The 25,144-nt window shown below is 29.1% G+C and carries 29 protein-coding genes; 23 read left to right on the plus strand and 6 right to left on the minus strand.

What is annotated here, in order from left to right:
* Positions 1-4: 4 nt before the first annotated feature.
* The 21 genes from DY123_RS05330 to DY123_RS05430 all read left to right on the plus strand — a co-directional run bounded on the left by DY123_RS05330 (position 5) and on the right by DY123_RS05430 (position 17,893).
* Entirely contained in the window at positions 5-907 is a 903-nt protein-coding gene (locus tag DY123_RS05330; RefSeq protein ID WP_108982360.1) for a F0F1 ATP synthase subunit gamma, read from the plus strand.
* 33 nt (positions 908-940) lie between these two features.
* A complete protein-coding gene (atpD, locus tag DY123_RS05335) occupies positions 941-2,347 on the plus strand; it encodes a F0F1 ATP synthase subunit beta (protein WP_105964865.1) in 1,407 nt (468 codons plus the stop codon).
* 12 nt (positions 2,348-2,359) lie between these two features.
* Positions 2,360-2,779 (plus strand): F0F1 ATP synthase subunit epsilon, encoded by a 420-nt coding sequence (locus tag DY123_RS05340; protein ID WP_105964864.1) that lies wholly within the window; start codon positions 2,360-2,362, stop codon positions 2,777-2,779.
* Positions 2,780-2,880: 101 nt separating this feature from the next.
* Positions 2,881-3,099, plus strand: coding sequence for a DUF1146 domain-containing protein (locus DY123_RS07725; protein ID WP_105964863.1), 219 nt, complete (start codon positions 2,881-2,883; stop codon positions 3,097-3,099).
* A 24-nt stretch (positions 3,100-3,123) separates the two neighbouring features.
* A complete protein-coding gene (murA, locus tag DY123_RS05350) occupies positions 3,124-4,413 on the plus strand; it encodes a UDP-N-acetylglucosamine 1-carboxyvinyltransferase (RefSeq protein WP_140934561.1) in 1,290 nt (429 codons plus the stop codon).
* Positions 4,414-4,506: 93 nt separating this feature from the next.
* Positions 4,507-5,505, plus strand: coding sequence for a rod shape-determining protein (locus DY123_RS05355; RefSeq protein WP_140924295.1), 999 nt, complete (start codon positions 4,507-4,509; stop codon positions 5,503-5,505).
* 16 nt (positions 5,506-5,521) lie between these two features.
* Entirely contained in the window at positions 5,522-5,797 is a 276-nt protein-coding gene (gene yidD, locus DY123_RS05360) for a membrane protein insertion efficiency factor YidD (protein ID WP_211097628.1), read from the plus strand.
* A 42-nt stretch (positions 5,798-5,839) separates the two neighbouring features.
* The gene (locus tag DY123_RS05365) at positions 5,840-6,061 is read left to right on the plus strand and encodes a DUF2969 family protein (protein ID WP_105964859.1); all 222 of its coding nucleotides are present in this window, start codon (positions 5,840-5,842) and stop codon (positions 6,059-6,061) included.
* A 30-nt stretch (positions 6,062-6,091) separates the two neighbouring features.
* Positions 6,092-7,300 carry an FtsW/RodA/SpoVE family cell cycle protein gene (locus DY123_RS05370; RefSeq protein WP_225426765.1) on the plus strand — a complete coding sequence of 403 codons (1,209 nt, stop codon included), beginning with the start codon at positions 6,092-6,094 and terminating at the stop codon, positions 7,298-7,300.
* A gap of 331 nt (positions 7,301-7,631) precedes the next feature.
* Positions 7,632-8,666, plus strand: coding sequence for a methionine ABC transporter ATP-binding protein (locus DY123_RS05375; protein ID WP_140924297.1), 1,035 nt, complete (start codon positions 7,632-7,634; stop codon positions 8,664-8,666).
* Complete coding sequence (locus tag DY123_RS05380; RefSeq protein ID WP_318530774.1) at positions 8,659-9,351, plus strand: methionine ABC transporter permease; 693 nt, start codon at positions 8,659-8,661, stop codon at positions 9,349-9,351. The genes DY123_RS05375 and DY123_RS05380 overlap by 8 nt, the downstream gene beginning before the upstream one ends.
* 12 nt (positions 9,352-9,363) lie before the next feature.
* Positions 9,364-10,185 carry a MetQ/NlpA family ABC transporter substrate-binding protein gene (locus DY123_RS05385; protein ID WP_105964858.1) on the plus strand — a complete coding sequence of 274 codons (822 nt, stop codon included), beginning with the start codon at positions 9,364-9,366 and terminating at the stop codon, positions 10,183-10,185.
* Between the two features lie 115 nt (positions 10,186-10,300).
* Positions 10,301-10,672: a GntR family transcriptional regulator gene (locus DY123_RS05390; protein ID WP_105964857.1), complete on the plus strand. Its 372-nt coding sequence runs from the start codon at positions 10,301-10,303 to the stop codon at positions 10,670-10,672.
* On the plus strand, positions 10,665-11,534 hold the full coding sequence (locus DY123_RS05395; protein ID WP_181398806.1) for an ATP-binding cassette domain-containing protein: 870 nt from the start codon (positions 10,665-10,667) through the stop codon (positions 11,532-11,534). The genes DY123_RS05390 and DY123_RS05395 overlap by 8 nt, the downstream gene beginning before the upstream one ends.
* Positions 11,535-11,959: 425 nt before the next feature.
* The gene (locus DY123_RS05400; protein WP_140933845.1) at positions 11,960-12,274 is read left to right on the plus strand and encodes a hypothetical protein; all 315 of its coding nucleotides are present in this window, start codon (positions 11,960-11,962) and stop codon (positions 12,272-12,274) included.
* Positions 12,275-12,763: 489 nt separating this feature from the next.
* The gene (locus tag DY123_RS05405) at positions 12,764-13,066 is read left to right on the plus strand and encodes a hypothetical protein (RefSeq protein ID WP_140924302.1); all 303 of its coding nucleotides are present in this window, start codon (positions 12,764-12,766) and stop codon (positions 13,064-13,066) included.
* 15 nt (positions 13,067-13,081) lie between these two features.
* The gene (locus DY123_RS05410; protein ID WP_140924304.1) at positions 13,082-13,891 is read left to right on the plus strand and encodes a hypothetical protein; all 810 of its coding nucleotides are present in this window, start codon (positions 13,082-13,084) and stop codon (positions 13,889-13,891) included.
* Positions 13,892-13,964: 73 nt separating this feature from the next.
* Positions 13,965-15,065, plus strand: a complete 1,101-nt coding sequence (locus DY123_RS05415; RefSeq protein ID WP_140924305.1) for a D-alanine--D-alanine ligase family protein — start codon at positions 13,965-13,967, stop codon at positions 15,063-15,065.
* An 88-nt stretch (positions 15,066-15,153) separates the two neighbouring features.
* Positions 15,154-15,693: a DNA-3-methyladenine glycosylase I gene (locus DY123_RS05420; RefSeq protein WP_140924307.1), complete on the plus strand. Its 540-nt coding sequence runs from the start codon at positions 15,154-15,156 to the stop codon at positions 15,691-15,693.
* Positions 15,694-15,782: 89 nt separating this feature from the next.
* The gene (locus DY123_RS05425; RefSeq protein WP_140924309.1) at positions 15,783-16,613 is read left to right on the plus strand and encodes a helix-turn-helix transcriptional regulator; all 831 of its coding nucleotides are present in this window, start codon (positions 15,783-15,785) and stop codon (positions 16,611-16,613) included.
* A gap of 77 nt (positions 16,614-16,690) precedes the next feature.
* The gene (locus DY123_RS05430; protein WP_140924310.1) at positions 16,691-17,893 is read left to right on the plus strand and encodes an IS3 family transposase; all 1,203 of its coding nucleotides are present in this window, start codon (positions 16,691-16,693) and stop codon (positions 17,891-17,893) included.
* 166 nt (positions 17,894-18,059) lie between these two features.
* Here the strand turns inward: DY123_RS05430 and DY123_RS05435 are convergent, their stop codons facing one another.
* The 6 genes from DY123_RS05435 to DY123_RS05460 all read right to left on the minus strand — a co-directional run bounded on the left by DY123_RS05435 (position 18,060) and on the right by DY123_RS05460 (position 21,987).
* Positions 18,060-18,515, minus strand: a complete 456-nt coding sequence (locus tag DY123_RS05435; RefSeq protein WP_140934562.1) for a universal stress protein — start codon at positions 18,513-18,515, stop codon at positions 18,060-18,062.
* 17 nt (positions 18,516-18,532) lie between these two features.
* On the minus strand, positions 18,533-18,820 hold the full coding sequence (locus tag DY123_RS05440; protein ID WP_140924314.1) for a hypothetical protein: 288 nt from the start codon (positions 18,818-18,820) through the stop codon (positions 18,533-18,535).
* Positions 18,817-20,085, minus strand: coding sequence for a replication-associated recombination protein A (locus DY123_RS05445; protein ID WP_140924378.1), 1,269 nt, complete (start codon positions 20,083-20,085; stop codon positions 18,817-18,819). Before DY123_RS05445 ends, DY123_RS05440 begins: the two co-directional genes overlap by 4 nt.
* A gap of 37 nt (positions 20,086-20,122) precedes the next feature.
* Positions 20,123-20,596 (minus strand): YueI family protein, encoded by a 474-nt coding sequence (locus DY123_RS05450; protein ID WP_140924316.1) that lies wholly within the window; start codon positions 20,594-20,596, stop codon positions 20,123-20,125.
* A 116-nt stretch (positions 20,597-20,712) separates the two neighbouring features.
* Entirely contained in the window at positions 20,713-21,321 is a 609-nt protein-coding gene (gene rpsD / locus DY123_RS05455) for a 30S ribosomal protein S4 (RefSeq protein ID WP_105964847.1), read from the minus strand.
* A gap of 195 nt (positions 21,322-21,516) precedes the next feature.
* Positions 21,517-21,987, minus strand: a complete 471-nt coding sequence (locus DY123_RS05460) for a free L-methionine (R)-S-oxide reductase MsrC (protein WP_140924317.1) — start codon at positions 21,985-21,987, stop codon at positions 21,517-21,519.
* Between the two features lie 160 nt (positions 21,988-22,147).
* On the opposite strand from DY123_RS05460, the gene DY123_RS05465 reads away from it, so the two are divergent.
* Both DY123_RS05465 and DY123_RS05470 read left to right on the plus strand, forming a co-directional pair.
* Positions 22,148-23,866: a septation ring formation regulator EzrA gene (locus DY123_RS05465; RefSeq protein ID WP_140924319.1), complete on the plus strand. Its 1,719-nt coding sequence runs from the start codon at positions 22,148-22,150 to the stop codon at positions 23,864-23,866.
* Between the two features lie 115 nt (positions 23,867-23,981).
* Positions 23,982-25,130: a cysteine desulfurase family protein gene (locus DY123_RS05470; protein WP_140934563.1), complete on the plus strand. Its 1,149-nt coding sequence runs from the start codon at positions 23,982-23,984 to the stop codon at positions 25,128-25,130.
* Positions 25,131-25,144: the final 14 nt, after the last annotated feature.

The raw sequence follows: 25,144 nt of genomic DNA on the forward strand, positions 1-25,144 counted from the left end.
ACTAATGGCTGAATCTATTAATGAAGTTAAACATCGTATTGCATCAACAAAAAGTACACATCAAATTACAACTGCAATGCAAATGGTTTCGACTGCTAAGCTAAATCGTATTCAAAAGCATTCAGTTTCATATGAACAATATGTTTCTCGTGTTAAGTCTGTTGTAATGCATTTGGCTCAGTCACATTTGTTAGACAACATTAATTCCTCAAGTAATGCAGACTCAGGTAAAGCTAAAAAGACTGCATATCTAGTTATTACTTCAGATCGTGGAATGGTTGGAAGTTACAATAGTAATGTAATTCGTGAAGCCAATGCGTTTATTGAAAAAAATACTCCTAATCCTGATGACTATATGATTTTAGCTGTCGGTGGTAATGGAGCTGATTTTTACAAGAATCGCAATGTTAATGTTGCTTACGAATATCGTGGTGTTTCTGATATTCCTACATTTGCTGAAGTCAGAGAAATTGTTAAAACTGCTAATTCTATGTATGAAGATGGTGTATTTGACGAATTATATGTTTGTTATACTCATTTCATCAATAGAATCTCTTCAGAATTCAGAGCTGAAAAAATGCTACCAATGGATAGTGAAGCTATGAATGAAGGAGCAAGTAAAGATGTTAAAACATCAAAAATTAGTGCAGAATATGAAGTTGAACCTGATAAACAGGCAGTATTGAAGTCTATTTTGCCTCAATATGCTCAAAGCTTAGTTTTCGGTGCTATTCTTGATGCTAAAACTTCTGAACATTCAGCAAGTTCATCAGCAATGCAATCTGCATCTGATAATGCTGAAGATTTAATTTCAAAATTAGAATTACAATATAATCGTGCAAGACAAGCTGCTATTACTACTGAAATTACTGAAATTGTTGGTGGTCAAGAAGCACTTAAGCACTAATAACAAAAGACATGATGGGAGGAATTAACGAAAATGAGTACTGGTAAGGTTATTCAAGTTATTGGACCAGTCGTTGACGTTGAATTCCCAACGGACGCTGAATTACCTAACATTAATACTGCACTTAAAATTAACAAGGGCGAAAACGAAAGTTTAATTACTGAAGTTACTCTTGAATTAGGTGACGGAGTGTTAAGAACCATTGCTATGGACGGAACTGATGGTTTACGTCGAGGCATGGAAGCTGAAAATACAGGTGCACCTATTTCTGTACCTGTTGGTGAAAACACTTTAGGTCGTGTATTTAACGTTCTTGGTGAAACAATTGATGGCGGTCAAGAATTTGATAAAGATGCAGAACGTTGGCCAATCCATAGACAAGCACCATCTTATGATCAATTAAATCCATCTGCTGAAATTCTTGAAACAGGAATTAAAGTTATTGATTTATTAGCACCATATATTCGTGGTGGTAAAGTTGGATTGTTCGGTGGTGCCGGTGTTGGTAAAACTGTTTTAATTCAAGAATTAATTCATAATATTGCTCAAGGTCATAATGGTATCTCAGTGTTTACCGGTGTTGGTGAACGTACTCGTGAAGGTAACGATATGTACTTTGAAATGAAAGAGTCAGGTGTTCTAGACAAAACTGCCATGGTTTATGGTCAAATGAACGAACCACCTGGTGCACGTATGCGTGTTGCTTTAACTGGTTTGACTATTGCTGAATACTTCCGTGATGAAGTAGGTACCGATGTTCTATTATTCATCGATAACATTTTCAGATTTACTCAAGCTGGTATGGAAGTTTCCGCATTACTTGGTCGTATTCCATCTGCCGTTGGTTATCAACCAACATTAGCTACTGAAATGGGTCAATTGCAAGAACGTATTACATCAACTAAGAAGGGTGCTATTACATCTATTCAAGCTGTTTATGTTCCTGCCGATGATTATACCGACCCCGCTCCAGCTACAACATTTGCCCATTTGGATGCAACTACTAACTTGGAACGTTCATTAACTCAACAAGGTATTTATCCTGCTGTTGATCCATTAGCATCAACATCATCTGCTTTGGATCCATCAATTGTTGGAGATGAACATTATAAGGTAGCTACTGAAGTTCAACAAGTATTGCAAAGATACCATGAACTTCAAGATATCATTTCTATCTTAGGTATTGATGAATTGTCAGACGAAGAAAAGACTATTGTTGGTCGTGCTCGTCGTATTCAATTCTTCTTATCACAAAGTTTCAGTGTTGCTGAACAATTTACTGGTTTACCTGGTAAATATGTTCCAGTTGATCAAACTGTTGCTGGATTTAAAGCTATCTTAGATGGTAAGTATGATGATCTTCCTGAAGATGCATTTAGAAACTGTGGTCCTATTGAAGACGTAGTTGAAAATGCTAAAAAGATGAAGCAAAATAACTAAGGAGGGTTCTAATTGGCTGATAACTCAGTATTGACCGTTAGTATCGTAACTCCTGATGGTAAAGTATACGAATGTGAAACTGCTACATTAGTCGTTGTTAGAACTATGAGTGGTCAATTAGGAATTATGCCTAATCATATTCCTGTAATTGCTTCATTGGAAGTTGACGAAGCAAAAGTTACACATGACGGAAAAGAAGATGAAATTGCCGTAAACGGAGGTTTCGTAGAATTTTCTGATAACAATTTAACTATTATTGCTGATAGCGCTGAAAGACAAGGAGACATTGATGTTGATCGTGCTTCTAAAGCTCAACATCGTGCGGAAGAAAAGATTCGAGAAGCTCGTGAAAAACACGATGATCAAGAAGTCTTACGCAGTCAAGTTGCCTTAAGAAGAGCTGTTAACAGAATTAATGTTGCAAAACATTAATACAAAGACCTACAAAAATTTTGTGGGTCTTTTTTACATATTTTGTAAAAAGACAAAGTCATATTTTTATGGTATAGTTTTGATAAGAAAATGGTGAAATTATGCAAATAATAAACATTAATAACATAATAGATATAGTAATTCAGCTATTTTTTATTAGTATATCCTTTTGGTGTATAAAAGATATTCACTTAGAAAAATATGTTCGTATGCATGAGAATCAATTTAAGGTTTTACTAACATTATTGTCAATAATGCTGGGCTTTTCATGTGGTTCATTTTTTATATGGATAATTAATATATTCTATAGTTTTAGCTGATTAGTTTAATTAGGAGGTCTACCATTGGATAAAATAATTGTAAATGGTGGTAATAAATTAGCTGGAGAAGTTAATATTGAAGGCGCCAAAAATGCAGTATTACCCATTATGGCATCGGCTATTTTAGCGGATGAAGGAGAAACGATTTTAAATAATGTTCCACTATTATCTGATGTTTTTATAATGAGTAAAGTATTGAAATACTTAAATTTAGATATTAACTTAGATACTGATAATAATTCGATGCATTTAAGTGCTTCAAATGATATTTTGCCTGAAGCACCATTAAAATATGTTTCTAAGATGCGTGCATCTATAGTTGTAATGGGACCATTATTAGCAAGATTAGGACACGCTAAAGTTGCTTTGCCTGGTGGATGTGCAATTGGATCTAGACCAATAGATATTCATTTAAAAGGTTTTGAAGCTTTAGGCGCTAAGATTAGTCAGCATGATGGTTATGTTGAGGCTTTTTCAGATGAAGGTCTTAAGGGTGCTAATATTTATTTAGACTTTCCTAGTGTTGGTGCAACTCAAAATCTTATGATGGCTGCGACCTTAGCTGAAGGAGAAACGGTTATTGAAAATGTTGCTAGAGAACCTGAAATTGTTGATTTAGCCAATATTTTAAATAAAATGGGTGCCAAAATAACCGGGGCTGGTACCAGTAAGTTAAAAATTAAAGGCGTTAAGCATCTACATGGTACAACCCATAATGTATTACAAGATCGTATTGAAGCTGGAACTTTTATGGTGGCAGCTGCATTGACTCATGGCAATGTTTTAATTAAAAATGCTGAAAGTCAATATAATGAACCATTAATTTCTAAAATGAAAGAAATGGGTGTAACTATTAAAGAAGAAGATGATGGTATTAGAGTTATTGGCCCTGATAAATTAAAACCTGTAGATATCCAAACATTGCCTTATCCAGGCTTTCCAACTGATATGCAACCACAAATGATGGTGCTTCAATTGGCTTCTAATGGTAATAGTATGTTAACTGAAACTGTTTTTGAAAATCGTTTTATGCATTTAGGTGAACTTAGTCGAATGAATGCTAAATTTCATATTAATGGTCAAACAGTTATTTTAAAAGGACCTACAGAATTTAGTGGTGCTGAAGTTTCAGCAACAGATTTAAGAGCTGCTGCAGCGTTAGTTTTAGCTGGATTAATAGCTAATGGTCAAACTCAAGTTACTAACCTAAAATATTTAGACCGCGGATATTATGATTTTCACGATAAGTTAAAGAGCTTAGGTGCTGATATTAAAAGGATTTCTTTGGATGCAGAAGATGAAATTAATGAGTAGTTTTTTGGAAAAATAATCTAATATCTTAAATAGTATATTCTATAAATATGATATAATATATTAATACAAGTTGATTCAGGAGGAAAATGAAAGATGGTAAAAGATATCGGCATTGATTTAGGAACTGCCAATGTTTTAATATATGTAACTGGTAAGGGAATTGTTTTAAATGAACCTTCAGTCGTTGCAGTTGATATTCAGACTAATAAGGTATTAGCTGTTGGTTCTGAAGCTTATAGAATGGTTGGTAGAACTCCAAGTAACATTAGGGCTATTCGTCCATTAAAAGATGGGGTTATTTCAGACTTTGATGTAACTGAACAAATGCTTACTTATTTTATTAATAAATTGAGCGTTAAAGGTTTTATGTCAAAGCCTAAAACTATGATTTGTGCACCTACTAATATCACAAACATTGAAAGAAAAGCTATCATCCAAGCTGCTGAAAAAGCTGGTGGTGGAAAAGTATATATTGAAGAAGAACCTAAAGTTGCAGCTATTGGTGCTGGTATGGATATCTTCCAACCTAAGGGTAATATGGTTATCGATATGGGTGGAGGAACATCTGATATTGCTGTGATTTCACTTGGTGACATTGTTGCAAGTAAATCTATTCGAGTTGCCGGTGATGCTATGAATAGCGAAATTGCTGCTTATGTTAGAGATAAGTACAAGATGGTTATTGGTGAACATACAGCTGAAAAGATTAAAATCCAAATTGGTACTGCTACTGTTGATGAAGACGATGTTAAAGAAATGGAAGTTAGAGGAAGAGATGCAATTGGTGGAATGCCAAAATCTATTACTTTAACTAGTCCAGAAGTACAATCTGCTATTTCTGATATTGTTAAACAAATTATTGAAGCTGCCAAAGATGTATTAGAAGTAGTACCACCTGAATTGGCTTCTGATATTGTTGATCGTGGAATCATGTTAACTGGTGGAGGAGCTTTATTAAGGGGCTTAGACCATGCAATCTCTAAGGAATTAACTGTACCAGTTATCATTTCAGAAAATCCTTTGGATAATGTTGCTAAAGGTGCAGGTGCTTTATTAGAACATATGAACAAAACAGAAAAGCGTAAAGATTAATATAAGAAGTAATATAATGACAAAAATTTTATTATTTTTAGTTGGTGTTTATAAAAAGTGGATTTCGCCTTTATTTCCACCCGCATGTCGTTATTACCCTACATGTTCAACTTATATGATTGATGCTATTAAAAAACATGGCCCTTTCTTAGGCTTGATTATGGGAATTTCTAGAATCCTTCGATGTCAGCCATTTGTTAAGGGTGGATATGATCCAGTTTCTGATCATTTTACTATTTTTAGAAACAAAAGAGCGAGTGATGAATATCGTCGCTCTATGAATTTGAAGTAGCCGATCTTTATTTATCGACTACTTTTATTTTTGGAGGAAAATATGTCAAAATCAAATAAAAATGTTAATGTTAAATTAGATACCAAAAAAATAGATGGAACTGATTGTGAAGTTTTATCTATTGGTAAAAAAGAAGTAGGTTATATCAAACCAAATGATGAATCAAAATTTGATGTCATTTTTGGTGAAGATGTATTTCATACAAAGAGTATCGATGAAGGTGTTGAAACATTAATTAGTCAATATCATTTACATCGAGGTTAATTATAAAATTTAATAAGGTGATGATTTAGATTGTTGAATAATTCTAATGAAAATGACAATGTTGATTCTAGAATTGACTGGCAAATAATCATTTGTGTATTATTATTAGCACTAATTGGAATTGGTTCTATTTTTATTGCCGTTTCTCATGACTCTTATTCAGGAGCTATCGTAAAACAAATGATAACTCAAGTTGTATGGTACACAATTGGAACAATTGCAATAGTAATTATTATGCAATTTGATTCTGAACAACTTTGGAAAATTGCCCCAGTTATTTATTGGGGTGCATTATTGATGTTGGCTTCTTTATTGGTTTTATACAGTCGATCCTTTTATATTCAAACAGGAGCCAAAAGTTGGTTTCAGTTAGGCCCATTGACTTTTCAACCTGCAGAGATCATGAAGCCTGCATTTGTTGTTATGCTAGCAAGAGTAATTGTCGAACACAATCGTAATTATGGAGAACATTTAGTTAAAACAGATTTTTGGTTATTATTAAAGATGATTCTTTGGACATTACCAATTTGTGTTTTATTAAAAGTTGAAAATGATTTTGGTACAATGTTGGTTTTCTTTGCAATGCTTGGAGGATTAGCTATCGTTTCTGGAATTACCTGGAAAATTCTTGTACCAGGAATTATTTCTTTTATAACAATTGGTGGAACGGCTTTAATTTTAGTTATAACTAGTGGTGGTCGTAAAATATTAGAAGCAGTTGGTTTTCAATCTTATCAATTTGACCGTGTTAATGATTGGTTGGATCCATCTAATCCATCTAATTTAAGTGGTTCTGGTTATCAGTTATGGCAAAGTATTAAAGCAGTTGGTTCTGGTGGATTTAGTGGAACAGGATTTAATGTTTCGCATGTTTATGTACCAGTTCGTGAATCAGATATGATTTTTTCAGTCATCGGTGAAAACTTTGGATTTATCGGTGGATTAGTATTGATTGGATTATATTTCTTCTTGATTTACCGTATGATTAGAGTAACTTTTGAAACCAAGAATATATATTATGCTTATATTTCTACTGGAATTATCATGATGATATTATTCCATGTGTTTGAAAATATTGGTATGAGTATTGGATTATTACCATTAACTGGAATTCCTTTACCATTTGTTAGTCAAGGTGGTTCAGCATTGATTGGTAATATGATTGGAATTGGCTTAATTATGTCCATGCAATACCATAATTATGGATCGATGTTTAGTTCTAGCAAAGATTTTTCATAGTATTTTATTGACTTTGTAAAATATTATTTGTATACTTATTAAAATTTGATGAAAAGATGAGTAAATAATTAATGAATGAATAAGAGAGCTTTTGAATGCTGAGATAGAGCCTTTCATTATTATTGAATATGGTCTTTGTTTTATCTTTATTAACGAGTTTTAAACAAATTAATAATGTTTAGCAAGCATTATTTTGCCAAGTATAATATACTTATTGAGATTATTGTTGTGAAGCAATAATGAACAAAGGTGGTAACACGAAGCTCTTCGTCCTTTACTATTAACTTAGTAGAGTACGAAGGGCTTTTTTATTTATGAGGGGGTAAGTTTATTGATAAAATTTAAAAATGTTTATAAAAAATATAAGTTAGATAAAAGTATTTTAACGGCTGTAAATGATGTTAATTTTGAAGTAGATGATGGTGAAATTTACGGTATTATTGGCTATTCTGGAGCTGGTAAAAGTACATTAGTAAGAATTCTTGATGGTTTGGAAGCACCCACTTCAGGTGCAATTGAAATTAATGGAAAAGATATATCTAAATTAAGCAATAAGTCATTAAGGGAACAAAGAAAAAAGATTGGAATGATTTTCCAACACTTCAATCTTCTTTGGTCTAGAACTATTATCGAAAATGTTGAATTACCATTAGAAATATCTGGGATTAGCAAAGCAGAAAGAAGGAAACAGGCAGAGGAATTTATTAAATTAGTTGGTCTAGAAGGCCGTGAAAATGATTATCCTTCTGAATTATCTGGTGGTCAAAAGCAAAGAGTAGGTATTGCAAGAGCATTAGCTAATAAACCAGAAATACTAATATCTGATGAAGCTACTAGTGCCTTAGATCCTCAAACTACTGATGAAATTTTAGACTTACTTTTAAAAATTAATAAAGAATTAAATTTAACTGTCTTATTAATAACTCATGAAATGCACGCAATTAGAAAAGTTGCTAAGAAAGTTGCAGTTATGGAGGAAGGTAAGATTGTTGAACATGGGGATATTTATGATATCTTTCAAAATCCTAAACAAAATATTACTAAACGTTTCGTAAATGAAGATAATCCAGCTTCTTCAGGTGAACTTAACATGACGGTTGATGATATCTTGGATAAATATCCAAATGGAACTGTGCTTAAATTATCTTTTAAGGGCAACCAATCACAACAACCAGTTGTTTCTAATATGATGCGTGAATTTGATACTTTAGAAATGAGTATTATTGAAGCTACTATTCATCAAACTCAAAGTGGTTCAATTGGATCACTAATAATTCAACTATTGGGTAGTCCGAAAGATCAAGATAAAGCTATTGAATATTTAAATTCATTAAACATTGAAACTGAGGTGATCAACCGTGGATAATCAAGGAATTCAATCATATTTTCAATTAAAAAATATTAATTGGTCAGCTATGAGACAAGCAACCTGGGAAACAATTTGGATGACAGCATTATCAATGATTATTGTCGCAATTGTGGGTATTATTTTAGGCTTACTTTTATTTGAAAGTCATAATAAAAAAGGCATTGGATGGAAAATATTAAATTGGATCATTTCCTTTTTTGTAAATGTATTTCGTTCAATCCCATTTATTATCTTAATTGTATTATTACTCCCATTTACAAGAGATTTAGTTGGGACAATTATTGGTCCTAAAGCTGCGATTCCTTCATTAGTAATTTCTGCAGCACCATTTTATGCAAGAATGGTGGAAGCTGATTTTAGAGAAGTTGATAGTGGAGTTATTGAAGCTGTGAAATCAATGGGAGGAACTAATTGGGATGTCATTTTTAAAGTTTTACTTCCTGAAAGTACGCCCGCATTAATTGCTGGTGGAACTGTAACTGCTATTTCATTAATTTCTTATACTGCAATGGCTGGAGCTATTGGATCAGGTGGTTTAGGATATTTAGCATATTTAGATGGTTTCCAATCTAATAATAATACTGTTACTTTAGTTTCAACTGTTATTATTTTAATAATTGTTCTAATTGTTCAAACTATTGGTGATTTATTAGTTAAGAAAACTGACAAACGTTCATTATAAGGAGGATTAATTATGAAAAAAATTGTATCCTTCGGTTCAGTAATAATTTTATTTATCATTTTATTATTTTTAGGACCTGGTAATTATAAAGCTAAAAATACTTTAAGAGTAGGAGCCTCTAACATCCCACATGCTGAAATATTAAGGCATGTAGAACCTATCTTGAAAAAAGAAGGTATAAAACTTGATATTGTTACATTTCAAGACTATGTATTGCCTAATCGTGCTTTAATTGGTAAACAATTAGATGCTAATTATTTCCAAACACCAGCATTTTTAGATCAATGGAATAAGCAAAATGATGCAGATCTAGTAAATATGGGTGCTGTTCATTTGGAACCAATTGGAATTTATTCTAAGAAGGCAAAAAGTTTATCTCAACTAAAAGATGGATCTAAAATCTTGGTAAGTAGTAATGCTCCTGATTACGGAAGAATTATTCAATTATTCCAGCAACAAGGTTTAATTAAAATCAAAAAAGGTGTTAATATTTCTCAAGCTACTTTTAGTGATATTACTTATAATCCTAAACATTTAAAATTTCAAACAGGCTATGAGCCTAAAATTATGCCATTAATTTATAATAACGGTGAAGGTGATGCAGTAGCTATCAATTCTAATTATGCTGTACAAGGTGGTTTACAACCTGATAAGCAATCTATTGCGCTACAAAAGGCAACTAAAGACTCTCCTTACAACAATATTGTAGCTGCTAGACATAATGATCGTAATAATCGAGAAATTAAATTATTAGTTAAGGCTTTACAATCTAAGTCAACTCAAAACTGGATTAAAGATAAATATAAGGGTGCAGTTTTACCTGCCGAAAAATAAATAATCTTTTATGAAGTACTCATTATTTGAGTGCTTTTTTTATTGACAAAGTTATTTAGCATATATATAGTTAGTTATATAAGCAACTAACTAAAATTGCATTGGAGGTGCTTACATGCAATTTGACTTTCAAAGTCCGGAACCCATATTTTTACAAGTTTCAAATCAAATTGAAGATGCTATTTTTACAGGGGCTTTTAAAGAAGGAACTCAGATTCCATCAACTACAGAAATATCGAAAACATTTCAAATCAACCCAGCAACTGTACTAAAAGGGATGAACCTTCTAGTTAACAATAATTTATTAGAAAAACAAAGAGGACGTGGAACATTTGTTACTTATGGGGCTCAACAAAGAGTAATTAATGAACGTCGAGAACATTTCTATCACGATTATATATTGAATTTAATCAATGAATCTAAAAAATTGCATTTATCTAAAGATGACATATTGGAATTAATAAAGAGGGGTTATGACAATGGATAAACTAGAAATTAAAAACTTAAATAGGAATTTTAAATTTGGTAAACAAAAGGTTTTAAAAAATATTAATGTATCTTTTTTATCTAATAAGATTTATGGATTATTTGGTGAAAATGGAGCTGGTAAATCCACTTTGATGAGCATCATTGCTGATTATAATTTCCCAACTAGTGGAGAAGTTTTATTAGACGGTGAAAATGTTCATGATAATGATAATGCACTATCAAAAATTTATTATATGAATCAAAATAATATGTATCCTAAAAATAAAAAAGTAGCTAAGACTTTTAAATTTGTTCAATCAATGTATGAAGGATATGATGTTAATTTACAAAATAAATTAGTTAAAGAATTTCAACTAAATACTAAGAGTCGTTTTAATAAGTTATCTACCGGATATAAATCTATTATGAAAATAATTATTGCATTATGTGTGCCATGTGAATTTATCATGCTTGACGAACCTACCTTAGGTCTTGATGCTAGGAATCGTGATATTTTTTATCGAGAATTAATTGAATCATATACGGATCATCCTAGAACATTTGTTATTTCTACACATATTATTGAAGAAATAGATAAATTGGTCAGCGATGTTGTAATGATAAATAATGGAGAAATTATTTTGAATGATTCTGCTGATAATATTAGATCTAAAGCATATTCAATTAACGGGCCTGCTGATTTCGTTGATGAATATGTTCATGGCTTAGATATAATTGGCAAAGAATCACTTGGTCAATATGAAACGGTTCATATTATGGGACAATTACCACAAAAAGAGATTCCTAGTGGTGTTGAAGTAAATAAAATGGAACTTCAAAAATTAATTGTTAATTTAATGGACAGAAGTGAAGGTGATTAATATTTATGAAAGAACTAGCTTTATATAAAAATCTTATTAAGAGATATTTATTTTATTTATTAATTTTTTCCTCCATATTTTTCATAAACAATCTTTTTTTCAATAATATGCCTATTATTGAAATGATTAGTTCTATCAGTAACTATATATTTTTTTATATGGCTTTAATTTTTTCATTTAATTATTATTTATTCAAAATATTTATTGCTAATGGGATTAGTAGACAAAAGTTATATAAAATAAAGATATACCTACTGTTATCTTTTTCTATAATTATTAATATGATAGGTTTTATTATAAATTTATTTAAATTTAATATATTAGACAAGACTCATTATGGTCTTTATTATCAACTCTATTTTCATTTCTTTAATAGTTATACAATAAACATAATTTCTATGTTTATTGTTGGATTGATATCTATTATGTTAGTCATTTTACTTATTAATACCTTAGGAACTCTTTTATCTATTTTCAATGTAATTGGTAAAATAATTACATTTATTTGTACTTATTTTGTATTAACAATAATTCTATCTTCTATTGGTATTTATAGTGAATTACTAGGTGGCAGTAATAATGTACAATATATTTTTGCTTTAATAACAGGATTAAATTCTGCTACTCGTAATGGATATAATGGAAATCCAATAAATATCTCAATAACTTTTATTATATGTATTATTGTATTGCTTATTATTAATTATAAATTGACTAAAATTACTCAAGTAAGAAAATGATCTTAAGAGAGGATGATATTTATGAAAGTAAAATCTATATTTAGGAAAATAAATCAAAAAAATTTATTTACTTGTTTATTATTTATAATTTTCATATGTTTATTTAATTGGATTTTTAGCGGACAATCTAAAAATGCAGTATTAAGTATGATTAACTCATTACCAATGTTTGTAGATTTATGTTTTATTGGATTATTGTCCAGAAATTACGATAATTTTAAAATATCAATTCAAAGTGGTATGAGCAGAAAAAATTTTTGGAAGTCTAAACTATTTTTAATTATTTTTAGTGCTCTTATATGCAATATAATTAGTTTTATAATTACTATAATAATGTATTCTATTAATAGTAATTATTTAAATTCTTTTTATATTGATAATTATTTTCACTTTTTTAATTCCTACATAATTAATTTCATTTTTATGTTTATAACTGGTTTTTGTATGATGCTATTTTTACTTCTTTTGTTTAATACATGGGGGAGCTTAATGTCATTATTTAATCACATTGTTAAAATCATTATATATTTAATACTATTTAGTTTAATGATTTCATTCTTTATTGGAATTACTCATGAAGGATTTTATGAATATTTTGTAAATTTAATGGATAATATGCATGTTGAAGCCATTTTTAAATTCTTATCTGGTTTTAACACTATAGATATAGATAGGAGACACTTATTATCTAATGCCAATCCAATAAATGCAATTTCAACATTAGTTGTTTCTAGCTTAATTTTGGGATGCATTAACTATCAAGTAACAAAATTTCAACAAGTAAATAGATAGAATAGGAAGATATTTATGAAAGAACAAGAAATATTTAAAAATGTTTTAAAAAAGTATTTATCAATTTCTTTTGGTATTATCTTTTTATTATTTTTATGGGAAATATTTATCACAGAAACTACAAGACAGTTAAATCTATTTAATCTTTTGCATGAAATATTTATATCAACACCCTTTGGAATTACATTTAATATAATATTATTGTTAATTTTTAGTTTTAGTTACAAAAATTTTAAATTATCTATCCAAAATTCAATTAGTAGAAGAAAATACTTTATAATAAAGTGCAAGTTAATATTATTATTTTCAATAATATCTGTTTGTTTTAATCTTTTAGAAAGTTTTATAGATAAATTCATTTTTCATATTTACGCAGATAATTTTTATTCTCATCAATATGACAGTTATTTTAGAATTGATATATTTAATCAAACTTCTAATTTCTTAATTACCTTGTTTGTAATGATATTCTTTATTTTATTGCTTAATACATGGGGTAGCTTTCTATCATTGTTTTCTGCTTTTTGGAAATTTATTTTTCATATCTTTTTTATATCAATGTTTTTATCTTGTTGCTTATTATTAAGTGATCAAGTATACTATAATATTTTTTCTAGATTTATGGTATCCATTAATTCTTCTTTTATACTAGACTTTTTATTTGGATTTATTGATGGAATAAATAATAAACCAGCATCTCAAATAAATTATAAAGATATTATAATTTACAATCCAACTTGTATAATATTATTTTTAATCATTATATCTTCAATATTATTTTTAATTAATTATAAATTAACGAAATTAAAGCAAGTAAATAGATAAATAATTGAATACAAAATTTTTTAAAATATGATATACTATAGTTTCAAAGATTAATTATAGGACGGTTATAAAAATGGCAAATAAAACACATTTAGCACTATTATTTGGTGGAGATTCATCAGAACATGATGTTTCAAAACGTTCAGCACATAATATTTATGATGCAATGGATAAAGAAAAATATGATATTAGTTTATTTTTACTTACTAAGAAGGGTATTATCTTAAGTAATGAGGCTTCTCATCGTGTTTTCAATGGTGAACCAGAAGATGATGTTGTAAAAGAAGAAATGTCTAAATTAGATTTTTCAGATCCTTTGGCACCAATCAAAAATCTATCAGAAGTTAAAGATATTGATGTATTTTTCCCTATTATTCATGGTAATTTAGGTGAAGATGGTACTATTCAAGGTTTATTAAGACTATTGCATAAACCATATGTTGGTAGTGGTATCTTAGAATCAGCTATGGGTTTTGATAAAGACATTACTAAAAAAATGTTAAATCTTGCAAATGTTAGAAATACTAATTACCAATTAATTACTCCTGATAATAAAGATGAATGGTCATATGCTAAGTTACAAGCTAAATTTGGCGATGTAATTTTCTTAAAGCCAGCTAACCAAGGATCATCAGTTGGTATTCATAAGATTACCAATGAACAAGAATTTGAAGATGGCTTAAAAGATGCATTTAGATATGATTATAAAATTCTTGCTGAACAATCAATTAATGGTCCAGAAGAATTAGAAATCTCTATTTTAGGTAATGAAAAACCTATTGCTTCTAAATTAGGTGCAATTAGAGTTCCTAAACAAGATAAATTCTATACTTATGACAATAAGTTTGTTGATGCTAGTCAAGTTATTTTTGATATTCCAGTAGATGTTTCAACAGAATTATCTGATGAAATTACTGATATGGCATTAAGAGCTTATAAAGCATTAGGCCTTAAAGGTATGGCGCGTATTGACTTCTTAGTATCTAAGGACGATGTACCATATCTTGGAGAGGTTAATACTCTTCCTGGATTTACTAATATTAGTTTATATCCACAATTATGGGAATCATCTGGTATTAGCTATACTGAATTGATTGATCGATTAATTGATTTAGCATATGCTGAGTTTGATCGTCAAGCTAATATTATTCATGATTTTAAACCATTATCATAATATTTTTAAAAGTACTCAATAGAGTACTTTTTTATTTTGAATTAGTGTTAAATAACATTCGTATATTATGAATGGGAGGCGATAACTTTTGGTTGAAAGATGTGATTGGGCAAAAGATAATCCAAAGTTATTAATATATCACGATAGAGAATGGGGAGTTAAGGAAACTAATAATCGAAAATTGTTTGAAAAACTATCTCTTGAAATTATGCAAGCAGGTTTGAAATGGACTTTAATTCTAGATAAAAGGAATGAAATTATAAAGGCTTTCGATGATTTTGATGTTGAAAAAATTTCAGAATATAGTATTAATGATATTAAGCGTCTAATGAATAATAAAAATATAATTAGAAATCAAAAAAAGATAGAAGCAATTATCTATAATGCAAGAATATGTAGATCTATCAATTTAAATAAATTTATATGGGAGCCATTTAATTATAGTATGTTAGATCATTTATTGAATACGGGTGAATACAAATATATAGATTCTTTTATCCATAAGTATGTTTTGAATTTTAAAAGAAAAGGATTTAAAAGGATTGGAAATAAAACATTATATTCATTTTATCAAGCAATTGGTGTGATTAATGACCATGAATTAAAATGTTTTTATCATAATAGATAAAAAAGTGTTGATTAAAAATAATAAAGGGGTATTATAGTAATATACTTACGAAAGGGTATACAATAAGGTGTATACATTATTTAATCACCATGCAAAAAAGTGGCGCATTAATAAAGAAGTCCAGGATTATTATGGGCATTACTCAAGCTGAATTAGCTAAAAGAACAAATTGTACACAAACTACGATTAGTAATATTGAAAATGGTAATCATAAAACCGATTTACATACCATTTCATTAATATCTGATATATTAAATATTCCAATCGAAAGTTTTTCTAATGATACCTTTCAACTTACACATCGTAAATTGGATAAAATTTATGAATATATTTTGGACGGTAAATTAGATTCTGCTAAGCATTGTTTGGATGGAATTATTGCTTTTAATATTGATGATACTATTACAAAAGGTAAATATTATTTTTATAGTGGCTATATTACTTTTTATCAACAAAAAGACTATGTTAAAGTGATTCCTTTAATGTTAAATGCATATTACTGTTTTTATAAGGATAAAAAGAATCTATCATATTATGTTTGGACATGTAGCTATCTTGCTAAATCATATTATTTACTAAATAGTTACGATGAGTCTAATTATTATATTAATAATGTATTAACAATTATTAATGCAGATGATAGTATTGACCATTCTCTGGAACATATAAAAGATGCTTACAATATGTTGCATTATGTTTTATGCAAAATGAAGAGATTTAAAGATGCAAAATGTATATCTAATTTAATTGAATACCGAGAATTAGCCTTTATTGCAAACTTTGAAATTATTTTAAGAGATCATAAAAGAAATAGACCTGATGATGTTCAATTTAATAACTTATGTAATTATATATGTAGTTTAGGAATAAAGTTACCAAATAATTTTCAAAAACTTATTGAAAAACATAATTTAGAATAAATAAAAAAGGATTCCAAAAGGTGAAGTGACCCCCAAAAGTTGGACAAGAAATTGTTCAATATTTTGGGGGTCATTTTTTGGTTAAATTTAGTTATGAATTTAAATTAAATGTTGTTTTAGAATATCTACAAGGATATGGTTCAACTTATCTTTGTAAAAAATATAATATTGTGAATAATAGTACTGTTTTGCTATGGATTAATATGTATAAAGCCTACGGCTTAAAGGGTTTAATTGTAAGAAATTACGATAAAGTGTATTCTGGTGAGTATAAAATAAAAGTGCTGAATTGGATTCACACCCACCACAAGTCGTATCCAGAAACAGCACTTCAATTCAATATATCTGCCAGTAGTACTATCTTCACTTGGCAGAGAAGAATGGAGACCAAAGGCATACGATCATTTTACAACAAACGTGGTCGCCCTAAAATGAAGAAAACTAAATCAATCATAAACGCACATCAAAAAGCTTTATCTAAAAAATATATGGTTAAATATCATTATGAAAAAATTAAAATTGAAAATAATAATAGTAGTCAATTTGTTTGTGTAAACAAACTTATTCATCAATTAAAGAATTTCTCCAAGAGCTATATTTTAAAGATTATTGAGTATCCTCGGAGTCTTTATTATTATAATCTTAAGAAAGCTACGCTTTCTTTCAATAAATGTGGTATTGAAAAGCAAATAAAAAAAATCATTCTAAAACATACTTCTTATGGATACCATAGGGTAACTGCAGTATTAAGGAAATCCGGATTAAATATCAATCATAAACGTGTACAAAAGATAATGAAACGTAATAATTGGCAATGTAAATTGTTTAGTCGACGCAAACGTAAGTATAATTCATATAAAGGTCAAGTAGGCAAGATTGCTTATAATATATTAAATGGTGATTTTACAGCCAATAAATTTGGGCAAAAAATTACTACTGACGTTAGTGAATTTAGATATGGCAATGAAGATATAAACCATCGGGTTTATTTATCACCAGTAATGAATTTATATTCAGACAAAATAATATCTTTTAATATTAGTAAACATCCAAATGTAAGTTTTACTTTAAAGGCACTAAATGAAGCAATGCTTAATCTAAAATCATTACCTTATAGAACTATTGTGCACAGTGATCAAGGTTTTCAATATCAACATCATAGTTGGGCTAATACATTGAAAAAATATAATGCGATTCAGTATATGTCCCGTAAAGGGACATGCTTAGATAATGCACAGATGGAATCATTTTTTCATATTATGAAAAGTGAAATGATATAATACAAAAGGATCCTTAATCCATGCCATGAAAGCATGGATTAAGGATTACAATAATAATAGAATAAAAGAAAAACTAGGATACCAATCACCAAATCAATATTTGGGATTAATATCCTAGTAAAAGTTGTCCAACTTTTGGGGTTCACATCAATATGAGCTTTTTTATTTATTCTTTATTTTGTAAATCTGTTTTTACCATTAGAACATCACAACTTGCTGATCTTGTTACATATGAAGCTACGGAACCAATTAAAATTCTTTCAGTCATATTCTTACCGTTAGCACCAATCATGATTAAATCCGTATTAAATCTTTTGACTAAATCTTTTGCAATAATTGATTTTGGCATTCCATATTCAATAACATAATCAACATTGTTAACTCCGGAATCAATTGCTGTTTGTTTATATTTATCTAATGTCTTTTTTGCATCAGATGTTAATTCATCTAACATTGATGTATCGAAAGTGGCTAAATCGTTAAAAACTCTTGTATCAATAACATGTGCAATGTGTAAGCTAGCATTGTTTCTTTTGGCTACTTCTACTGCTTTATTGAAAGCTAATTTAGAATATTTTGATCCATCAATTGGAACTAAAATTTGTTCGTAGTTTTTTAACATATTATGCACCCCAATATTTATTTTTGTGGTAGAAATTTAATTAATGTTAATTCCATCACTAAGGACATTATACAACTAATGATTAATATTATGATAATAAATGGAATGCTATTTATTATTATTGATATTAAAGATAATATTGCTAAACCAATAAATATTAGACCGTATTTTTTAACCATTGAGCTTAATAAATTGTTATTTTCAGGATGAAGTAACATGAATGGTTTATTACGATGCTTATATAGATATATCCCCATTATTGATAGAATAATTGTAAATATTGTCATCAAAATTATAATAATCATTTTGATCCTCCATTATTTTTTCTTTGTGCATTGATTAATTTTTCATATTGTATTTTATATGCAGTTTCAATTTTTCCATTACTCTTTGGTTTATAATATTCATCGTTCTTTATTTTATTAGGTAAGTATTGTTGCTTAACCCAATCATTTGGATAATCATGAGCATATTTATAATCAATGCCATGGCCTAATTTTTTGGCTCCAGAATAGTGTGAATCTTTTAGATAATTAGGTATTTCTCCATAGTTACCACTTTTAATACGTTCAATAGCACTATCGATAGCTTTAATACCAGAATTAGATTTAGGTGACAATGATAGTTCAATAATTGTATCTGCTATTGGGATTCTCGCTTCCGGTAACCCAACTTTATTTGCTGCATTAATAGCTTCAACAGTTCTAGCACAAGCAGGAGGATTAGCCAATCCAATATCTTCATAAGCAATAACCATCAATCGACGGCTAACAGAATTTATATCTCCAGATTCCAATAGTCTAGCTGCATAATGTAAGGCTGCATTTACATCGGATCCACGGATAGATTTTTGAAATGCTGATACTACATTATAATGAGCATCACCATTTTTATCTTGAGTTAAAGCTTTCTTTTGTAAACATGCCTCTATATCTGGTAATTTTATTTCTACTATACCTTCATTATTGATTTTGGTAGATTTAGCAGCTAATTCTAAAGCATTTAATGCACTTCTTAAATCACCATTTGTACTATTAGTTAGAAAACTCATTGCATCATCATTAATTTTTATATCCATATTACCTAGTCCATCATTTTTATCCTCTAATGATCTTTTTATTGCATTGTGAATATCATTAGAAGTTAGGGGATAGACTTCAAAAATTTGAGTCCTACTTCTTATAGCAGGATTAATATTTATATATGGATTTTCAGTAGTTGCACCAATTAAAATAATATTTCCGCTTTCTAATAGTGGTAACAAAAAATCTTGTTTGGTTTTATCAAGTCGATGTATTTCATCTAAAAGTAATACTACAGTACCTGACATTTTTGCTTCTTCAGCAACTATTTGCAAATCTTTTTTAGTATCAGTGGCAGCATTTAGTTGTCGAAAGGCATATTTTGTAGAACCAGCAATTGCGCTTGCGATACTTGTTTTTCCGGTTCCAGGAGGTCCATATAGAATCATTGATGATAAGATTTTGGCTTTAACCATTCTATTAATAATTTTTCCCTTACCAACTAAATGTTGTTGACCAACCACATCCTCAATCTTTTTGGGTCTCATTCGATAAGCTAAAGGATGCAAATAATCACCACCTTAATTATTTAAAAATATTTTTAATTTTATCCATAAATGAGGACTTTGAATCTTTTTTACTTGAATCATTTTTTTGTGAATCATTATTATGATTATACTTATTTTCAAAATCTATTTTATTAATATTAATGGATTGTTTATTAGCGTAAACAACACCATAATTTTCAGGTTCAGTTTTATAAAATGAATCAGTTTTTATAACAAATTTTATATTATTTTGTGAAGCTAATTTAATAAAAGGGGAAATTAAATCGTGTGATAAATTTCCATTTAATATTAGTTGATAACTAGAGTTATTTTCAAATTCTTTATTTAAATCTTGAATGGCATTAGAATTACCTAAATCTTTTATTTTAATTGCAAATGAAACTCGTTCTCTAAAAGTTCCTAAATACTTTCTTTGTTCGTCTGGGTTTACTTTAGGAGTGCCTCCCATTGAAGACTGTTCTAATCTATCATTTACATTATTTTCGCTCATAATAAAACTCCTTTTTATTTGCACTTAATAAATACCATTCTATCATTTATTAAATAATGGTAACAAAAAAGTGTTTTGCATAAGCAAAACACTTTCGATAAAAATGAAATATTGAATTATAGTTTGTTGTAGTATTCAACAATAAGTGAAGCATCAATATCAGCATTCATTTCATCACGTTGAGGTAATCTAGTGATTGAACCTTCAAGTTTGTCAGCATCAAATGATACGTATTGTGGACGACCAACAACGGCGTCAACAGCATCTTTGATGATTTGTAGATCTTTTGATTTTTCACGAACTGAAACAACTTGACCTACTTTTACTTCGTATGAAGGAATGTCAATACGTTTACCATCTACAGTAATGTGACCATGGTTTACTAATTGACGAGCTTGACGACGAGTAGTTGCTAAACCTAAACGGTAAACAACGTTATCTAATCTACGTTCTAGTAAAATCATGAAGTTATCACCGTGACGACCTTCTCTAATTTTACCTGCACGAGTAAATAATTTTGAGAATTGACGTTCAGTTAAACCATACATGTAACGTAATTTTTGTTTTTCCTTTAATTGAGTACCATATTCAGATAATTTACCACGACGACCTTGACCGTGATCACCTGGTGCGTAAGGGCGACGAGCTAATTCTTTACCAGTACCTGATAATGAAATACCAAGACGACGCGAAATTCTCCAACTAGGACCTGTATATCTAGACATAAAAATATCCTCCAATAAATTTGTTTTGGAGTAAAATAATCCTTTATATACTTAGTATTCGTGCATATTGTTTTGCGACTTTCGCTTCAGCAGCCGTGAAGTTACTAGTAGGACCAATGTTGCGGCATCAATATGTTGACGAGCTTACCGTATATTGCTGCATTATTTTACACAAAAAGTATTCTACGTTCATTTTTATACTTTGTCAATATTCAAATGATTAATGAACACTTTTACAAATTCTCTTAATATATTTTCATCTTCTATTGAAAAACGATTTAAAATAGGGGCATCAATGTCTAACACTCCAAAATTCTTACCATCTTTCATAATAGGTATAACAATTTCAGATTTGCTATCTGAATCACAAGCAATGTGGTCAGGAAATTCGTTAACATTTTTAACTCTTTTTGTTTTTTGTTCTTTTAAAGCATTACCACATACTCCACGGCCATTTTTAATATGAACACATGCTACTTTTCCCTGAAATGGACCAAGAATTAGTTCATCATTTTGTTTCTCATATAAATAGAATCCAGCCCAGCTGATATCTTTCATGCTTTGCATTAACAGTGCGGATGCATTCGCCATATTAGCAATATTATTATTTTCGTTACTTAAAAGTGCATCTAATTGTTTAGCAATCATTGATTTAATTTCGCTCATATTTACCTACCTATCTACCTTATAAATTGTTTATTAGGTGTTTTAATAATCTTTACATACTGATATAATTTAAATATATATGGAGTTATTCTATTATTATTAAAAATAAATTACAAATAAAAAATATTATTAAATAAAAATTAAGGGGACATACGATAAAATGATTGTAATAGTATCTGCTATATTAGTAGTTGCCGTAATAATTATGCTAATATTAGTTGTTTATCAAAAAAGTGTTTTGAAAAAGATTCAAGATGCTATTAATAAAAAGGACACTTTAAGTAAAGCACCAATTGGTGACAATATTGAAGCTACTTCTAAATTAAATTTAACTGGTGATTCTTTTGATCAATTTAATGATTACAAAGAAAAATATGAAAAAATTATTAATGATGATTTACCAAGCATTAATGTTGCATTAAATGATGCCAACAGTAATGCTAAGACATTTAGCTTATTACAGGCTAATTCATTATTGTCCGAATCTGTTAATTCACTTAATGAAATTGAAGATTCTATGGGTAAAATTGATAATGGCTTAAATCAACTTAAAAATTTGGATGAGCAGCATACAAGAGCTATTGATGAATTAGATAAACAAATAAAAGACTTAAATAAAAACATTTTATCTAAGAATTATTCTTATGGTCCTAGTAGTGACAAAATAGAAGATGAGTTAAGCAACATCAAATCTGAATATCAAGAATTTATTAAGACTGTTGAATCAGGTGATCAATATACAGCTGATGATATCTTAAATAGTTTAGTTAAAAAAATTGAAATAATTGAATCATTAATGAAAGAGACGCCTAAGCTTTATTTATCTTTATCTAAAGACTTTCCAAAACAAATTGATGAAATTTATCGTGGCCATAGAACTATGATTGAGACAGATTATAATTTCTCAGATGATAATATTGATGAAAATATTGAAATAATAAAATCATCAATTAATAAAGCTATCTCTTTGCTTTCTGATTTAAAGATTGATGATGTTAAGCAAGAAAATTATAAAATTGAAAAAACTATTGATTCTATGTACGAAATGATGGAAAAAGAAGTTATTGCTAAACGTAAAGTTCGTAAAAACATTAAATTAGTTTATGATTATATTTATCATGCACGTCGTCAGAATCATATGTTACTTGAAGAACTGGATCAGTTAAGTAAGAATTATACTTTAGAACATGATGAAATAAAAAAGGCTAAATTATTTTCACAACAAATTCATCAAATTGAAAGTATTTATAATAATGATTATCAACTTATTATGGATAAAAAAGCTGTTTATTCTGAAGTTCAATCTCATCAACAAGATTCTAAAAAACAATTAAGTGCTATTGAAAAAGAGCAAAAAGATATTAATGATTCTGTTGCTGATTTAAATGAGGAAGAAAATACAGCACGTGAATTAATTCAAAAATTTGATTTTCAACTTTTAAACATTCGTCGTAAAATTGATAACTTAAATTTACCTGGTTTACAAGATGATTTTATGGAAAAATATAAGTATTCTTACAAAAAGGTTTCTGAATTAGGTTCTACTATTAATCAAGTTAAAATTAGTATGGATGAAATTAATAAAAAATTAAATACTATGGATAAAGCGATGGAAGAATTAATTTCTGACACTGAAGAAATAGTAGACAACGCAATTTTGGCTGAACGATTGATGCAATATGCTAATCGATATAGAAACAATAATGAAGAAGTTAATGCTGCTTGTGTTGAAGCAAAAAATTATTTTGATAATGACTTCGACTATGAAAAAAGTTTAAAAATTATTTCTTCTGCAATAGAAAATGTTGATTCAGGGGCTTTCAATCGCATAAAGAAAGAATACTATCAAAATAAGCAAAATGAATCGAAAAAAAATTAAATTGATAAAGAAGTGATGTCTATAAACTAACATTACTTCTTTTTTTCTGTTATAATTATAAGATTGTTTATCTTATTACTTTGAGTAAGTATTATGAAAAGAGGGTCGAATAATAATGATTTATTTTGATAATAGTGCTACAACTAAGCCTGATTTGAGTGTTGTTGATACTTATTCTAAAGTCAGCAAAAATATTTGGGGTAATCCATCTAGTCTTCATCAATTTGGAGAGCAATCTTTTAATCTTTTAGAACAATCTCGTCAGCAGATAGCTAAGATATTAAACGTCTTTCCAGATGAAATCTTTTTCACTGGTGGAGGTACCGAAGGCGATAATTGGGCTATTAAGGGTACAGCAATGGTCAAAAGAAAATATGGTAATCATATTATTACTTCTTCGGTTGAACATCCCGCAGTAATAAATTCTATGAAACAACTAGAAAAGTTAGGCTTTGAAGTGACATATCTACCTGTAGATCAAAATGGAAAAGTAAGCGTTGAAGATGTTAAAGCATCAATCAAGCATTCTACGATTTTGGTTTCCATTATGGCTGTTAATAATGAAGTTGGTTCAATTCAACCTATTGAACAAATTGGTGAATTATTAAAAAAATATCCTACAATTCAATATCATATTGATGCAGTTCAGGGAATAGGTAAAGGCTTGCATGATATCATATTTAATGATCGTGCCGACTTGATAACTTTTTCTGGCCATAAATTTCATGCACCTCGTGGTGTAGGCTTTATGTATAAGCGTCGTGGTAAAAAAGTTGAGCCACTACTAGCAGGTGGGGGACAAGAAAAGAACTTAAGAAGTAGTACAGAAAATCTTCCTGCAATAGTAGCAATGGCTAGAGCTTTGAGGTTGCTAACTGATAATGAAAAAGAAAAAGTTGCAAAGCAAGCAGAAATAAAAAACTTTATTTTCAATTATATTTCTAAATTTGATAATGTTATAACTTTTTCTAAAGATAATGCTGAGTTTGCTCCTCATATCTTGTGTTTTGCAATTAAAGGAGTAAGGGGAGAAACAATTGTTCATGCATTTGAAAGCTATGGTATATTTATATCTACTACTAGTGCGTGCTCATCTAAAAAGCATTTAACTTCTAGCACTTTAACGGCAATGAAGATTCCCGAAGAGGATGCTACTAGTGCGGTTAGAATTTCATTGGATGAAAATAATACAATGGATGAAGCTAAGAAATTTATTCAAATTTTTGATATACTTTATGAAAAGTTTAAGAAAATTAATGCTTAGAAAGGAATGAATCG

The sequence above is a fragment of the Apilactobacillus micheneri genome, from assembly GCF_006493595.1.
Lineage (GTDB): Bacteria > Bacillota > Bacilli > Lactobacillales > Lactobacillaceae > Apilactobacillus > Apilactobacillus micheneri.